The organism is Mycobacterium sp. NGS58, from assembly GCF_059812385.1.
In genome coordinates, this window is record NZ_JCALCO010000010.1 from 94,950 (window position 1) to 110,383 (window position 15,434).

A 15,434-nucleotide genomic window follows, 5' to 3' on the forward strand; every position below is an offset into this window, starting at 1 on the left:
ATTCGGAGAAGGTAGTTCTCCGCAGTCGAGAGACAGATTACGATCGCTGGTGACTGCACCGGGTGCCACCCGGACCACGTCCCGCCCGAACCACAACGATCGGAGTCCGCCATCGACGCCTGGATTCTCGACGCGGTCCGCACGCCCCGCGGGCGCGGGCGGCCCGACGGCGGACTGCACGGCGTGCATCCGCAGGCCCTGCTCGCGCGGTGCCTCACCGGGCTCGCCGAGCGGGTCGGCTTCGACCCGGCCGACGTCGACGACGTGATCGCCGGCAACGGCATTCTGTCCGGAGACCACGGCGGCGGCGGGATGGGCACCGCGACGATCCTCGAGCGGGTGTGACCATGGCCGAGACGGTGGAACTCGCGCGGCCCTGCGGCGGGGTCGTCATTCTGCGGCTCAATCGACCGCAGCGGCTCAACGCCATCAATGAGGCGATGCAGACCGAATTACGCGGCGCCCTCAACGATTTGGCGGCCGACCCCGGAGTGCACGCCGTCGTGCTGACCGGTGCCGGACGCGGGTTCTGCGCGGGCATCGACATGCGTGACTTCGGGCCCTCGATGCTGGACGCGAGCGCGCCCGCACTGGACCGGATGCGCTTTCAGGAAAGGATGGCCGCCCTGACCGAAGCGGTGCGGGAGCTGCCGCAACCCGTCGTCGCGGCGGTCAACGGCCCCTGCGTTGGGGCCGGGCTTGCGCTGTGCCTGGCCGCTGACATCCGAATCTGCTCGACGGCAGCCTCTTTCGGCAATGCCGCCGTCCTGCTCGGGCTTTCGGGCGCCGAGATGGGCATGAGTTATCACCTGCCACGCATCGTCGGCACCAGCGTCGCCGCCGATTGGATGCTCACCGGCCGCACCGTGTCGGCCGTTGAGGCGGACCGGCGCGGTCTGGTCAGCGAGATGGTCGAGCCCGGTGGACTGTCCGATCGCGCGGTGGAATTGGCGTCGCTGATCGCCGGCCATGCCCCGCTCGGCGCCCAGTTGACCAAGCGCGCCCTTCAGGTCAACACCGACGCCCCCAGCCTGGCGTCCGCCATGGAACTGGAAAACCGCAACCAGGTGATTTCCCACGCGACCGACGAGGCGGCCGAGCGCCGCACGAAGTGGTCGTCATGACCGATCCCCTGCGGGGCGTCCGCATCATCATGATGGGCGGATTGGGGCCCGTACCGTGTTGCGCAATGCTGTTGGGAGACTTGGGCGCCGACGGCTCCGCATCGATGCGTTGGCGGGCGCGGACGGCCCACAGCAACTCAGAGTGACCAACCCAGAGAGGACGACGCATGCCGTGGGACTTCTCCACCGACCCGGAGTGGGCAGAACAACTGCAGTGGGTCGAAGGCTTTGTGCGCGAAGAGTGCGAGCCGATCGACCTGATTGTCAAGGAGTCGCACGACCTCAATGACCCGGTGCGACAGGCGCTGATTCCGCCGCTGCAGGAGATCGTGAAAAAGCGCGGTCTGTGGGCCACCCACCTCGGCCCGCACCTGGGCGGCCCGGGCTACGGGCAGGTGAAGCTGGCGCTGCTCAACGAGATCCTGGGCCGTTCGGAATGCGCGCCGATCGTCTTCGGTTCACAAGCTCCCGACTCCGGCAACAGCGAAATCCTGGCGCATTACGGCACTCCCGAGCTCAAGGCCCGTTACCTTGAGCCGTTGCTGGACAACCGCATCATCTCGTGTTTCTCGATGACCGAGCCGCAGGGCGGCGCCGACCCGAAGGTGTTTCGTACCAACGCGGTGCAGGATGGTGATCACTGGGTCATCAACGGGGAGAAATGGTTTTCCTCGTTCGCCTCGATGGCTTCGTTCATCATCGTGATGGCGATGACCGATCCCGAGGCGCCGCCCTATGAGCGCTACTCCATGTTCGTCGTCCCCGGCGACACACCTGGCATCAACGTGCTGCGCGACGTGGGACTGGGTTACCAGCCCACCGGCGGTGGGCGTGAGGGTTATGTCCGCTACGAAAACGTGCGCGTGCCTGCCGATCACATGCTGGGACCGCGGGGCGGAGCGTTCATTGTGGCGCAGACTCGCCTGGGCGGTGGCCGGATTCACCACGCGATGCGCACCGTGGGCCTGGTCCGCCGGATATACGACATGATCTGCGAGCGGGCGGTGTCGCGTTATACCCAGGGCGAGGTGCTGGCCAACAAACAACTCGTGCAGGAGATGGTCGCCGACTCGTGGATGGAGATCGAGGCGTTCCGCCTGCTGACCCTGCAAACAGCTTGGAAGATCGACCAGTTCAACGACTACAAGGCCGTGCGGGCCGACATCTCGGCGGTGAAGGCGATGATGCAGAAGGTCCTGCACGACGTGTCCTCGCGGGCGCTTCAGCTGCACGGATCGCTGGGCACCACCCACGAGATGCCGTTCGTGCAGTACCTGGTGGAGTCGTTCGTGCTCGGGCTGGCCGATGGGCCGACCGAAGTGCACAAGGTGACGTTGGCCCGGCTATTGCTGAAAGACCGTGCGCCCGCGCCCGATCTGTTTCCGTCCGAACATCTGCTGCGGCTGCGCGCGGCCGCGGAGGCGAAGTTCGCCGACAAGCTGGCGGGCATCCCCCGCGGCTAGACGGCTTTGGTGACACCGGCGTAGGACAGCACCACGTCGGATTCGTCGGTCACTCGGTTGAGTACCGCGTAGGAGCGGATGAACGACTGGCCCACACACCCGTCGATCTTGACGTGAAAGTTGCTGACCATGACCCAGGGGTTCGGACCCCGGAACTGTTTCTTGACCACGGGCACCACAACCACGAGGCCGGGCTTGAGGCCTACATTGAGCACACCCGCGGTGGGAAAAAGAACCAACGGCAGCAGGTCGAACGGCACACCGGTCACCGGGCCCGTCACGCCCGGGGTGATACCGGTGGTACCCCCGATCGTGACGCCATCGGATGTGCTCATGTCGATTCCACAGCCGATCTCGTAACCCACCTCGAGGACGCCCTGGGGCTGTCCCGGTCCGACCAGGGATCCCACGAATATCCCGCTGGCAAGGTATTCGCGGGACGACACCGCGGTGGTCAACGGCGCCACCGGAACCTGCTGCTCGTCCCGGGCGCCCAGGCCCAGGGTCCAGCCGTCGGGAGTCGTGAGGATTGCCGGAGGGTTCGAGGGCAAGGATCCCTCGGCCACCGGCGCCGCTTCGGGAGGTGCCGCTTCGGCATCGGGATCCGCACCGGTCGCGGGCGCCGTGGGCAAAGAAATAGCCAGGCACATGGCTACCGCCAGGGCGCGACGAATGACCACGGCTACGGGCCTCACGGTCGACACCGTAAACACCCGCCATTTCGAGTCACGCAATTTGCTGGCAGGCATATCGAAGTCGTTGTGTGTTTGTGACTGTTATGCGATGTGAAGGCGAAGGTAGTATCTACTCTTGAAAAGCCAACAACCCCCGGCGGAAACCGAGGAGGCGGCGATGACGCTTCGCGCCTGCGCTCGCGGACTGCTCGTCTGCGCCTCGGTGGCCATCAGTCTGGCGGGCGGCGCCGGTATCGCCCAGGCGGACCCGAACGTTGATCCGCGCCCCCAGCCGCCTGGGGTCGACGACGTGTGGAGCCCGTTCCCGACTACCTGGACTAACCCGTCCAACGAAGGTCAACCCGTGAACGATACGGGTGACGTCGGAATGATCTGCGAAAATCTCTTGGTCCGTTGCCAGTAGGACGGCCGAGGCTAAGCCAGCGTCGACCTGGAACGGTCCAGCAGTCTCGGCAAGACCGTCGCCATGGCTTCCAATTCGGCTCGTGGAGCAGATCGTCGGCGGTTGTGTTTGACGATCAGCGACCATGTCGCCGCCGATTTGAAGCACGCCAGCGCCGTGAACCACTCCAAATCGCGTACCTCGCAAGCTATCTCAGCCCGGTATAGGTCGGTGAGCTCAGCGGTCGACGGCACCATACCCTCGGCGGGGCTGACCCGCCGGTAAGTGTCCGGGTCGCAGTTGATCAGGAACCAGCCCGCGTCGATGCGGGGATCGCCCATCGACCAGATCTCCCAGTCGATGACCGCGTTGATGTGCGATCCGGCCGCGAGCAGGTTGCCCAGCCGGAAGTCGCCGTGCACCACGCGGGGGGTCATCGCGCTCGGTGCGCAATCCAACAGCGCGTCCCGCACTTCCGGCCAATCGGGCGCCAGCGCCGGGTCGACGGTCCGCAGCGTGTCGGACCACCGATGGACTTCGGCGACCGGATCGACCACCGGTTCATCGCTTAGCCCGAGCTCCGTCGGCTCGAGTCTGTGCAGCGCGGCCATGGCGCGGCACGCGTTCCGATACCGCTCGCCGAGACCGGGCACAGGCGCGCAATCGTCGAACAGCGGTTCCACACACTCGCCTTCGACGTGCGTCATCACGTAGAGCGGTGGCGTGTCGGGCGGTTCCCCCGCATCCTCCCACAGCACCGTCGGCACCGGAACATCGCTCGCCCCAAGCGCTTTGATGATGCGAGCCTGGCGCAACACGTCGCGATGCGCAACCGGTTCGACGCCTGGCGGAGCGACTTTCACCACACGTTGGCCGGCCCTGGTGCCCGCGAAGGTCAGGCTTGAGGCTCCCCCGGCCAGCGGAGTGACGTCGACGACGCCGGCACCGTCGAGTCGCCGGCGCAGCCCTGCGGGATCGAGTTCGCCCATTCAGCCCGCCGGCGCGGTCCAGCCGAGCTCGGCGAGGAAGGGCTGGGTGTGTGCGACGCGGCCGGTCAGGGTCTTCGGATCACCCGTGCACAACCGGAACGCCGTTTCGGTGATCAGCGTGATGTCCTCGGTGTCGGTCTTGGCCAGATCGAGGGTACCGGCGCCCGGCGTGGCCACGGGGTTGGACGGGGCGGCGGCGTTGACCGCAATCCCGTCGTCATACAGTTCGGCCGCAAGGCTTTTCGTCAACCGATTGAGTGCCGCCTTGGCCGTACCGTAGATGCCGAAGCCGGCGGTCCGGTCGAACTCCGAAAAGGGCGGCCCGGGCGGCAGGTCGCCGCCCACCGAGGTCAGGTTCAAGATCCAGCCGCGTCCGCGCTCGCGCATCGCGGGTATCGCCAGCTGGCACAGGTGCAGCGGACCGAGTACGTGCATCTCCATCATCAGCCGGGCGCGCCGTTCGGGAAATCCGCCGAGTGGCCGCAGGAACGTCACCGCGGCGTTGTTGACCAGGATATCGGGGGCGCCCACGGCGTCGACCACTTCGGCGAAAAGCCGTTCCCGGTCTTCGGATTGGGAGAGATCCGCTTGGACCGCAATGGCTTTCCCACCCGCGGCGACAATCTCGTCGCGGGTCTGGCTCAGCGACCCCTGGTACTTCGGATCGGGGTCCATCGTGCGGGCGGTCAACGCCACCGTCGCGCCTTCCGAAGCCAGCCGCACGGCGATCGCCTTGCCCAGACCCCGGCTGCTTCCGGTGACGAGAGCCACCATCCCGTCGCAGCGTCGTTCGCTCATCGTCAACCTCTCCGAACCGTCCGTCGCTGGAAACGGCTTCTCCGTGTCAGAGAGTGCCATTATCACCGGTTGTGGGGAAGCTTGGGCTCGACGCGTTGGAGTCGGTCGTCAGAGCCGACGTCGCGACGGGCCTGCCGTCCGGCGTAGTGCGTCGACCGAGTAGTAGCCGCCGCCGGAGAAGATCAGCAGGAAAAAGGCGAAGCAGAACAGGATGGCCAAGGCTCCGCCATTGCCTGCGGGCGGGTCGCCGACGGGCCACAGCGCCTTGGGTTGATGAATCGAGAAGTAAGCAATCGCCATCTCCCCCGAGGCGACGAACGCGACAGCGCGGGTGAACAACCCGCCGGCGATGAGCAGACCGGCGACGATCTCGATCGCCCCGGCGTACCACTCCGGCCAGGCGCCGAAACCGATATGGACGGGCGAGCGGACGGGCCAGTCAAAAAGGCTCCTCGCCCCGTATGCGGCGAAGAGCAAACCGTAGACGCACCGAAACACGCTGAGCACAACTGGGGCGTAGCGGGCCAGCCTTTGGTCCAGATTCGTCGTCACGCTGGCTAGGTTACGGTCGCGACCCAGCCACCAGGGGCGCCTGTTCGCCGCCACGGGCGGGATACTACGTCGCTGCCAGTGACGCTTGCTCGCCGATTACGTCGCCGACGTCGAACGACACCGGATCCGCGGCAAACGCCATACAGCGCAAATCTTCGTCAGCGGAGACGACGCCATTCGACGCGCCGTCAGGTAAATACGTACGTGTACCGGGTACGCAAGGAGGCGTTTTGATTTATCTCTATCTCCTCGGCGCCATATTCGCAGAGGTGATCGCGACCAGCCTGCTCAAGAGCACCGAAGGCTTCACCCGCCTGTGGCCGACCGTGGTGTGCATGATCGGTTATGCCGTCTCCTTCGCGCTGCTGGCGGTGTCGATCTCGCGCGGTATGCAGACCGACGTCGCCTACGCGCTGTGGTCGGCCATCGGTACCGCTCTCATCGTGCTCATCGCCGTGCTGTTCCTCGGCTCTTCGATATCGCTGTCCAAGGTTGTCGGGATCGGCCTGATCATTGCCGGCGTGGTCACGTTGAACTTCGCGGGTGCGCACTGACCGCAACCCACCAGCGAGTAGGACACAAACCTGCGCTACGACGACCCCTTCCTGGTCTGTGCCGACTACGCGTCCTAGGTCGACTGCCAGGGGCGGGTGAGCGCCACGTGGGAGGACCGCGAATCGTGGACGAAGATGTCGATCCTCAATACCGCACGCAGTGGCAAGTTCTCGTCCGATCGCGCCATCACCGAGTACTGCGACGAGCTCTGGAGCGTCTGGCCGCAACCGTCAAGATCTAGTGGTGGCCGGGCGGATCCGGCAGCGCGCCGGTAGTTAGCCGTCCCGGCAACAACGCCAGTCGCCTATGCGGCAGAGCCGTCCGAGACGGACTAGGGTGGGCGCTCACGCAATAACGGCAGGAGAGACGTGACCGAACGCTTCCGCGGGCTTGCCCTGGCTCCGGTGATCATGGTGCTGGCGCTGCTGCTCGCCCCGTCCGCGTCCGCCGACACCTACACCGACCAGCTGGTGAGCAGGTTCGACAACGAGACGCACGTGGTGGTCGACCCTGGGGCCAGGCCGCCGCTGCAGAATCCCGACAAACTGAACCAGCAGATTCTCACCAGCTCGTGGACGTGGAGTTCGGGCCCTCCGGTCTGGGTCGCGGCGGTGTCGCCCGCCCAGAGCGGTGTAACTACGGCCGACGCCATTCATGTCGCCATGCTGAGCCGCAACGCCGAGTTCAGCGGCGTCATCTTGGTCATCGACTCCCGCGGCTACCACGTGCGCGCCTACAACGTGCCCAAGCCCATCGCGGACAATGTCGATCAATTCATGAATCAGTCTGCGAGAGATCACCGCAACGACCCGTACGGCGCCACGAGCGCCTTCGTCGGCAAGCTGGCGAGCGCCGGCGCCGTCTCGCGTGGGCCGGTGACCACCTCTCCCGTCGCGCACGAAAACCGCGACGAGTGGGCATGGCTGAAGGTGACGCTGGTCATTTCCGGCATCGCACTGGCCATGGCCGGCTTGCTCTGGTTCGCCGTGCGCCGAAATCGTAAGCATCGCAAAGACACCGAGGCGCGCGAGGAGATCAAGCAGGAGCTGATCGCGGCCACGTCAAATGTCAGTGACCTCGACAACGCAATGCTGACCGATAGCAGCGCAGATATCAGCGCCGAGTCGTTGAAGGCCAACTCCAGCCTGTACGACGCCCGAAACGCCTACGAGAAGGGCGATTACGGCGCCGCGCGGGCGCATCTGCGGGTGGTGGAGTCCACCGTCGCGAAGGCCAACCGGAAGCTGGACCCTCAGCGGCCCACGCCCGACGTCGCGGCCGTGAAGGCGGTGCCGGCCGATGATCGCAAGCAGGCCACGGTGCACACCACGAACCCCGGCACCGGTGAGTCGGTGACGATCAACAACAACAACTACAGCACCACCGCGCAGCCGGGTTATCCGTATTACTACGGCGGTGGCTACCACAACGGAATGTTCTTCTACCCCGGCTATTACCCGTACGCGTTCTGGGGCCCAGGCTGGACGTGGGCGCTGGCCGACGTGCTGCTGATGGACGCGCTGCTGGACGACCATTGGGGCGGCAGCTACGAGCGCGGCTTCGAGGCCGGCCGCGATTCCGCCTTCGCCGATGCCAACAGCTACAGCTATGACGGCGGACAGGGAGCCCAGTACGACAGCCCACCGGCAGACGTCGGTTTCACCGGAGGGGACTCGGGCAGCGCCGACTCCGGATTCGCGGGCGGCGACGCCGCTTACTCCGGCGGCGGCGACGTGGGCTTCGGCGGTGGGTGGGATTCGGGTGGCGGTTGGGACTCCGGCGGCTCCGATTTCGGCGGCGGATCGGACTTCGGCGGCGGGTCCGATTCGGGCGGTGGCGGCGACTTCGGGTTTTGATCGCCGGGATGTGGTCAAGGGCCAGGCGTCCCGAATTCGCTGACGCCCGGTCCCAATCGTTGGGGTAGCGTTCTCCGCGAGCCACCGGTAATCCCACGGCGATGCAAGGACAGATATGAGTTCGTCTTTATATGGTCTGCTGACCGTCCTGGCCCTTGTGCTGGCCTTGACCTTGGCGGCGGTCGCCGCCGTGTACGTGAATCGCTTGGAGCGCCGGACGACACCTGCGGTCAGCGAAGACATCGGGAGCGCCAAAGCGGTTCTGCACAAGGTGCGCAAAGGCGAACCGATGGCCCATGAGGAGTTGAACTACGCCAGGCAACTCGTTGCCGATCGTGGTTCGTGGATGACCCTTTGCATTCCCGGCGCGTTGTTCATGTTGGGCTGTTTCTATGTCTTCGGGAGCCTCTACCACTTGCACGGAGCAACTCCCTCCGAGCGGACCTTCCTCGGGGTGATTCCCATGTTGACCTCCACGAACCTGGCCATTCAGATCCGCCGCCACGCACGGTTGAAGCGGCGGCTGAAGAAAGTCGCCTGACGGCAGGCAAGACCGGGCATCCTGTGCGGTCACGGGCGGCCGGACGGGCCGGCGGGCCTTCGCGGCTGCGTCCGGGTTGCGGTGTTCCTGGTCTTTGCACAATGATGTGTCAATTGGGCACATGACCGTCTACTATTTGGCGGGCGCGAGGGCGAGAACGGGGGGCACGAACACGATGTCCGAACCGGGTCGCGAGAGATGATCGAATGAGCCCCCCTTCAGTCGGGCGGAGGTTCCTTTCGCGAATCTGGATGCCGTTGGTCGCCGTCGTTGCGGTCGGTGTGGGCCTGCTGTGCATGTACAAGGTGCATCAATTCTCCGAGCCGGAGCCGGTCATCACCGTCAACGGTCCGCAGGCACCCGAGGAGTTCAACCTCAAACGGATCACCTATGAGGTGTTCGGTTCCGCCGGTCAAGGCGGAAAGCTCGTCTACGTCGACATCGATGGCCATCCGCACGAGGTCGATATCACGTCGTTGCCCTGGTCGCACACGGAGACCACTACGCTCACGGTGGCTTCCGGCAGCATCTCGGTGCACGTCCATGGCGGTCAGGTGGGTTGCCGGATGCTGGTCGACGGTGTTATCCGCGACGAGCAGTCGGGCGACCATCAGGACGCCGACGTCCAGTGCAGGGTGAAGTCGGCATGACCGAGCATCGCCTCGACGAGCCCCGGGTCAAACGTCCCTTCATCCCCAGGATGGTCCGCGCTCTGGCCATACCGATCATCTTCTTTTGGGGCCTTCTCGCGGTCACCACGAATACCTTTATGCCCCAAGTGGAACGGGTCGCAGAGGAGCTCGCCGGGCCGATGGTCCCGCATTACGCGCCCTCGCAGCGCGCGCTGCTGCACATCGGCGAAAAGTTCCACGAATCCAACTCGACCAACTTGACCATGGTGGTGTTCGAGGCGAACCGGCCATTGGGCGACCAGGACCACCGCTATTACGACGATCTGATGCGCCGCCTCGAGCACGACACCAAGCACGTGCAGTACGTGATGGATTTGTGGGGCAAGCCATTTACCGCCGCGGGGGCGCAAAGCGTCGACGGCAAGTGCACCTACGTGCTGTTGCGTCTGGCCGGCGATATCGGCCAGATTCAAGCCAACGAGTCCGTGGACGCCGTCCGCGACATCATCAAGAAGGACACGCCGCCGCCCGGGCTCAAGGTCTACGTCAGCGGCGCGGCTCCGCTGGCCTCCGACACACTCGCCATCGCCAATGCGAGCCTGAACAACGTCACGATCGTCACGATCGTCCTCATCCTCGTGATGCTGTTACTGGTGTACCGCAGCCCCGCCATCCTGTTGGTGCCCCTGCTCGGAGTCCTCATCGAGATGCTCGTCGCGAAGGGCATTGTCTCGACCCTCGGGCATTACGGGTACATCGAACTCTCATCGTTCGCGGTGAACATCGTCATCGCGCTGACGCTGGGGGCCGGAACGGACTACGGCATATTCCTGATGGGCCGATATCACGAGGCGCGACAGGCCGGCGAAAGCCGGGAGGACAGCTTCTACATCGCGTACCGGGGTGTCGCGCCCATCATCATCGGGTCCGGGCTCACCATCGCCGGCGCGTGTTACTGCTTGACCTTTGCGCGGCTCAACTATTTCCACACCATGGGGCCGGCCGTCGCCATCACCATGCTGTTCACCATTGCGGCGGCGATGACGCTGGGACCGGCAGTCTTGACCGTCGGCAGCCTTTTCGGGATGTTCGACCCGAGAACCAGCGCCAAGGGATATCTCTATCGGCGCATCGGGGCGAGCGTCGTGCGCTGGCCGGTGCCGATCCTGGTGGCCAGTTCCGCCGTCGTCATGCTCGGGGCGATCTTCGTGCCGAGCTACCGGCAGAACTACGACGACCGGCAGTATCAGCCGGCCCATGCGCCCGCGAATCTGGGCTTCCAGGCGGCCGATCGGCACTTCCCCAAGAGCAAGCTGTTCTCCGAGATGCTGATGATCGAGACCGACCACGACATGCGCAACTCGGCCGACTTCATTTCGCTGGATCGGGTCGCCCGGGCTTTGATCCGCCTGCACGGCGTGGCGATGGTGCAGGGCATGACGCGGCCGTTGGGCCGGGCGCTCGAGCACGCCAGCATCCCCTACCTCTTCACCACGCAGGGCAGCGGCAACGGGCAGCAACTGCCCTTCAACAGGGAGCAGAACGCCAACACCGATGCGCAGGCCGAGATCCAGGCGCACTCCGTCGCAGTGTTGCGCAAAGAGATCGGCTTCTTCCAAAAGGTGTCCGACGAACTGCATCAGACGGTGCTCACCGTTGAGGACCTGGAGAGGGTCAGCAACGAAATCAACGAGGAGATCGCGAACGTCGACGATTTCTTCCGCCCGATCAAGAGCTATTTCTATTGGGAGAAACACTGTTTCGACATTCCGATCTGCTGGTCGTTCAGATCGCTGTTCGACGGGCTCGACCAGATCGACCACCTGGCGGAGGACATCAAGTACGCCAGGGTCTCCCTCGTGGAGGTGGATAAGGCCTTTCCGCAGATCATCGCCCAACTGAAAGCCACCGCCGACGACACGGAAGCCCTTCAGTCGAAGTTGGTCAACAGTTACGGGTCGGCAGATCTGCAGTCCATCCAAACCGAGCAGACCTACGACGATTCCATCAACGTGGGCAACGACTTCGACAAGTCCCGCAGCGACGACTACTTCTACATCCCACACGAGGCCTTCGACAACGATGACCTCAAAGCGGGCATGAAGCTGATGATGTCGCCGGACGGCAAGGCGGCCCGCTTCATCGTCACCCATGAGGGCGACGCGATGGGCCCCGAAGGCGTGGAGCATGTCCAACAGTTCCCCGACGCGATCAAGACGATCCTGAAGGAGACGTCGCTGGCGGGCGCGCGGGTCTATATCGGCGGTTCGGGGTCTAACGATAAGGACATCAAGCAATACGCGATGTCGGATCTGCTGATCGCGGCGATCGCGGCGTTTGTGCTCATCTTCTTGATCATGCTGTTCATCACGCGAAGTCTGGTGGCGGCCCTGGTGATTCCCGGTACGGTGGCCTTCTCCTACGCCGGGGCGTTCGGCCTGTCCATCCTTGTCTGGCAGCACCTCATCGGGCTGCACCTGCACTGGCTCGTGCTGCCGCTGACGTTCATCATCCTGGTGGCCGTCGGGTCGGACTACAACCTGCTGCTGATCAACCGGGTCAAAGAGGAGCTGCACGGTGGGATCCACACCGGGCTCATCCGGGCGCTCGGCAGCACCGGTGGTGTGGTGACGTCGGCCGGGTTGGTGTTCGCCTTCACCATGCTGGCCATGCTCACCAGCGATCTGAGAACGATCGGCCAGGTGGGTTCGACAGTGTGCATCGGCCTGTTGCTCGACACGCTCATCGTGCGCTCGTTCGTCGTGCCCTCGATCCTGCGGATCCTCGGTCCGTGGTTCTGGTGGCCGACGCTGGTGCGCGCCCGCCCGCTACCCCCGACGCGGAAGGCCCAGATCGCATGAGCGACAAAGAAAAACCCGTGGCCGACGAGGACTACCTGAAGATCTGATAAGAGAGCTCAAGGCGCGCCGGCGGCGGCGGGCATAATCGTGTCGTGAGAGCGTCGGGCGCTGCGATGCCGAAAATGCGTGCCGGATCGCTTCGGCCCGGCGAACTCGCGCAGGCATCGGTGATGGGCGCCCTGTGCGCGGCGATCGCCATCATCGCGGTCATCCTTCCCCACGGTGGGGGCCTTGGCCTGCTGGGCAGCGTGCCGACCGGGCTGTTGGCCTACCGGTACCGGATCCGCGTCTTGATCACGGCGACGGTCGCCGCCGGTGTGATCGGCTTCCTGGTCGTCGGCCTGAGCGGTTTGGGGGGGATCGGGCTGTGCGCCTATGTCGGGGGTCTCGCCGGAACCGTCAAGCGGCACCGCCGCGGCACCCCCACCGTCATCGCGGTGTCCCTCGGCGCGGCCGTCGTCGTCGGCGCCGCGATGGTCGTAGCGCTGACCGTCCTGACCCGCTTCCGGCAGCTCGCCTTCCACACCGCCAGCGCCACGGTCGACGGTGCCTGCTCGGTCGTCTCGCGCGTGCCGCAGCTGCGCACAGGTGCGCAACAGTTCAAGGCGTTCTTCGCCGGGGCGTTGCACTACTGGCAGTGGGTCGCCCTCGGTTACGCCGTGTTCGTCATCGTGGGTGCCTCCCTGGTCGGTTGGTGGGCGTTGTCGCGGGTGCTGGACCGGCTACGCGGGATTCCCGATGTGCACAAGCTGGACGCGCACGCCGGCAGCGGGCCGATCCGGCCCGTGCCGGTACGACTGGAACAGGTGCGCCTGCGCTATCCGCAGGCGGATCACGACGCGCTGCGTGCGGTCAGCCTGGACGTGCGTACGGGCGAACACATCGCGGTCACCGGCGCCAACGGCTCGGGAAAGACCACGCTGATGCTTATCCTGGCGGGCCGCGAACCGACATCGGGCACCGTCGACCGTCCCGGGGCGGTGGGGCTCGGCGAACTCGGCGGGACCGCCGTCATCATGCAACACCCGGAAAGCCAGATTCTGGGCACGCGAGTCGCCGACGACGTGGTCTGGGGATTGCCACCCGGCAAGACCACCGACGTCGCCCGGCTACTCGACGAGGTCGGCCTGGCCGCACTGGCCGAGCGGGACACCGGCAGCCTGTCCGGCGGAGAACTGCAACGCCTCGCGGTGGCGGCGGCGTTGGCACGCGAGCCGGCATTGCTGATTGCCGACGAGGTCACCAGCATGGTCGACCGGCAGGGCCGTGAGAAACTGCTCGCCGTGCTGTCCGGCCTTACCGAGCGCCACCAAACGGCGCTGGTGCACATCACTCATTACAACGACGAGGCCGAATACGCGGAACGCGCAATCAATCTCGACGATTCGTCGGCGCAAACCGATCTGGTGCAGAGCGCGACGGCCCCGGCGCCGACGGTGGCGGCCGGCGTCAAGTCCGGTGCGCCGGTGCTCGAACTCGTCGGCGTTGGACACGAATACGCCGGCGGCACGCCGTGGGCTCAGACCGCGCTGCGCGATGTCAGCTTCGCGGTGCACCAGGGTGACGGGCTGTTGATCCACGGCGGAAACGGTTCCGGCAAGTCGACGCTGGCGTGGATCATGGCCGGGTTGACCGAGCCGTCCACCGGCTCCTGTCTGCTCGACGGGCGCCCGACCGCTGATCAGGTCGGCGCGGTCGCGCTGCAATTCCAGGCGGCCCGGCTGCAGCTGATGCGCAGCCGGGTCGACCTGGAAGTTGCTTCGGCGGCAGGCTTTTCGCCCACCGATCACGCGCGGGTGACCGCGGCGCTGCGCGCGGTGGGCCTGGAGCCCGGGCTGGCGAGGCGGCGCATCGACCAGCTCAGCGGTGGCCAGATGCGTCGCGTCGTCCTGGCCGGTCTGCTGGCCCGATCGCCACGAGTGTTGATCCTCGACGAGCCGCTGGCCGGGCTCGACGCCGCCAGCCAACGCGGTCTCGTCCAGTTGCTCGCCGAGCGGCGCCGGGATACCGGCCTGACGGTGGTGGTCATCTCGCACGACTTCGCGGGGCTTCAGGAGCTGTGTCCGCGCACCCTGCACTTGCGGGACGGTTCGCTGCAAGCGCTACCGGCTGCGACCCAGGGCGATACGGTGGTTAGCGCCACTCCGGCGAAGCGCCCGGCCCGTCCGCGGCGTCCCGTCGTGTTGCTACGGCCGGTGCCGGGCAGCTCACCCATTCACGAGCTGTGGGCCGGAACCAAATTGCTTGTCGTGTTTGGCATTTCGCTGCTACTGACATTTTTTCCGGGGTGGGTGGCGATCGGCCTCAGTGCCGGAGTGGCGGCGGCGGGAATCTGGCTCGCGCGTATCCCTCGCGGTGTGCTGCCGTCGGTGCCGCGCTGGCTGTGGATCGTGCTGATCATCGTCGGTGCCAACGCGGCATTCGCCGGCGGAAATCCGAGGATCCAGCTGGGAGCGGTGTCCCTCGGCTTCGGTGGCCTGCTGGACTTTCTGCGCATCACGGCGCTGTCGGTGGTGTTGCTCGCCTTGGGCGCGCTGGTGTCGTGGACGACCAATGTCGCCCAGGTCGCCCCGGCGGTGGCCACTTTGGGTCGCTTCCTGCGACCGTTGCGGATCCCCATCGATGACTGGTCGGTCGCACTGGCACTCGCGCTGCGCACCTTCCCGATGCTCATCGACGAGTTCCGGGTGCTCTTCGCCGCTCGCCGGTTGCGCCCCAAACGGCCGCCGCAAACCCGCTGGGCCCGGTTGCGACGTCCAGCGGCAGACGTCGTCGACGTGGTTGTCGCGGTCATCACGGTGACGCTGCGGCGCGCCGACGAGATGGGCGATGCGATCACCGCGCGCGGCGGCACCGGCCAGATCTCGGCGCTCCCGTCGCGGCCGAAACCGGCTGACTGGGTGGCACTTTCGATCGTCTTGACGGTATGTGGAATCGCGCTGGCGGCCGAGCTCTCGTTGGTCGCCGGCCGCTGACCCGTGACAAA

At 65.7% G+C, this 15,434-nt stretch carries 13 protein-coding genes and 3 pseudogenes; 12 read left to right on the forward strand and 4 right to left on the reverse strand.

Annotated elements, in window-relative coordinates:
* Positions 1-123 precede the first annotated feature (123 nt).
* From AC5Y4H_RS12100 to AC5Y4H_RS12115, 4 genes and pseudogenes are all read left to right on the forward strand, one after another.
* A pseudogene (locus tag AC5Y4H_RS12100) lies at positions 124-303 on the forward strand (acetyl-CoA C-acyltransferase); the annotation flags it as partial.
* A 44-nt stretch (positions 304-347) separates the two neighbouring features.
* Entirely contained in the window at positions 348-1,124 is a 777-nt protein-coding gene (locus AC5Y4H_RS12105; RefSeq protein ID WP_499981857.1) for an enoyl-CoA hydratase/isomerase family protein, read from the forward strand.
* Positions 1,121-1,272 (forward strand): annotated as a pseudogene (locus AC5Y4H_RS12110) (CoA transferase); the annotation flags it as partial. The gene AC5Y4H_RS12105 and the pseudogene AC5Y4H_RS12110, both read left to right, overlap by 4 nt.
* Positions 1,273-1,291: 19 nt before the next feature.
* Entirely contained in the window at positions 1,292-2,587 is a 1,296-nt protein-coding gene (locus AC5Y4H_RS12115) for an acyl-CoA dehydrogenase family protein (RefSeq protein ID WP_499981859.1), read from the forward strand.
* Here the strand turns inward: AC5Y4H_RS12115 and AC5Y4H_RS12120 are convergent.
* Positions 2,584-3,267 (reverse strand): MspA family porin, encoded by a 684-nt coding sequence (locus AC5Y4H_RS12120; protein ID WP_499982032.1) that lies wholly within the window; start codon positions 3,265-3,267, stop codon positions 2,584-2,586. The genes AC5Y4H_RS12115 and AC5Y4H_RS12120 overlap by 4 nt on opposite strands.
* Before the next feature lie 172 nt (positions 3,268-3,439).
* On the opposite strand from AC5Y4H_RS12120, the gene AC5Y4H_RS12125 reads away from it, so the two are divergent.
* Complete coding sequence (locus AC5Y4H_RS12125) at positions 3,440-3,685, forward strand: hypothetical protein (RefSeq protein ID WP_499982035.1); 246 nt, start codon at positions 3,440-3,442, stop codon at positions 3,683-3,685.
* A gap of 11 nt (positions 3,686-3,696) precedes the next feature.
* Here AC5Y4H_RS12125 and AC5Y4H_RS12130 read toward each other — a convergent pair whose 3' ends face one another.
* From AC5Y4H_RS12130 to AC5Y4H_RS12140, 3 genes are all read right to left on the reverse strand, one after another.
* Positions 3,697-4,653, reverse strand: a complete 957-nt coding sequence (locus AC5Y4H_RS12130; RefSeq protein ID WP_499981860.1) for a phosphotransferase family protein — start codon at positions 4,651-4,653, stop codon at positions 3,697-3,699.
* The gene (locus AC5Y4H_RS12135) at positions 4,654-5,451 is read right to left on the reverse strand and encodes an SDR family NAD(P)-dependent oxidoreductase (protein WP_499981864.1); all 798 of its coding nucleotides are present in this window, start codon (positions 5,449-5,451) and stop codon (positions 4,654-4,656) included.
* A gap of 108 nt (positions 5,452-5,559) precedes the next feature.
* On the reverse strand, positions 5,560-6,003 hold the full coding sequence (locus AC5Y4H_RS12140; protein WP_499981866.1) for a DoxX family protein: 444 nt from the start codon (positions 6,001-6,003) through the stop codon (positions 5,560-5,562).
* A gap of 230 nt (positions 6,004-6,233) precedes the next feature.
* Here AC5Y4H_RS12140 and AC5Y4H_RS12145 point away from each other — a divergent pair, with 230 nt between their 5' ends.
* The 7 genes and pseudogenes from AC5Y4H_RS12145 to AC5Y4H_RS12175 all read left to right on the forward strand — a co-directional run bounded on the left by AC5Y4H_RS12145 (position 6,234) and on the right by AC5Y4H_RS12175 (position 15,423).
* Complete coding sequence (locus AC5Y4H_RS12145) at positions 6,234-6,557, forward strand: DMT family transporter (RefSeq protein WP_499981869.1); 324 nt, start codon at positions 6,234-6,236, stop codon at positions 6,555-6,557.
* 30 nt (positions 6,558-6,587) lie between these two features.
* A pseudogene (locus AC5Y4H_RS12150) lies at positions 6,588-6,833 on the forward strand (glycogen/starch/alpha-glucan phosphorylase); the annotation flags it as partial.
* Between the two features lie 93 nt (positions 6,834-6,926).
* Positions 6,927-8,414 (forward strand): hypothetical protein, encoded by a 1,488-nt coding sequence (locus AC5Y4H_RS12155; RefSeq protein ID WP_499981871.1) that lies wholly within the window; start codon positions 6,927-6,929, stop codon positions 8,412-8,414.
* Positions 8,415-8,529: 115 nt separating this feature from the next.
* The gene (locus tag AC5Y4H_RS12160; protein ID WP_499981875.1) at positions 8,530-8,955 is read left to right on the forward strand and encodes a hypothetical protein; all 426 of its coding nucleotides are present in this window, start codon (positions 8,530-8,532) and stop codon (positions 8,953-8,955) included.
* A 251-nt stretch (positions 8,956-9,206) separates the two neighbouring features.
* Positions 9,207-9,605, forward strand: coding sequence for an MmpS family transport accessory protein (locus tag AC5Y4H_RS12165; RefSeq protein WP_067350974.1), 399 nt, complete (start codon positions 9,207-9,209; stop codon positions 9,603-9,605).
* Positions 9,602-12,448, forward strand: a complete 2,847-nt coding sequence (locus AC5Y4H_RS12170; RefSeq protein WP_499981877.1) for an MMPL/RND family transporter — start codon at positions 9,602-9,604, stop codon at positions 12,446-12,448. The genes AC5Y4H_RS12165 and AC5Y4H_RS12170 overlap by 4 nt, the downstream gene beginning before the upstream one ends.
* Positions 12,449-12,570: 122 nt before the next feature.
* The gene (locus AC5Y4H_RS12175; protein ID WP_499981883.1) at positions 12,571-15,423 is read left to right on the forward strand and encodes an ATP-binding cassette domain-containing protein; all 2,853 of its coding nucleotides are present in this window, start codon (positions 12,571-12,573) and stop codon (positions 15,421-15,423) included.
* Positions 15,424-15,434: the final 11 nt, after the last annotated feature.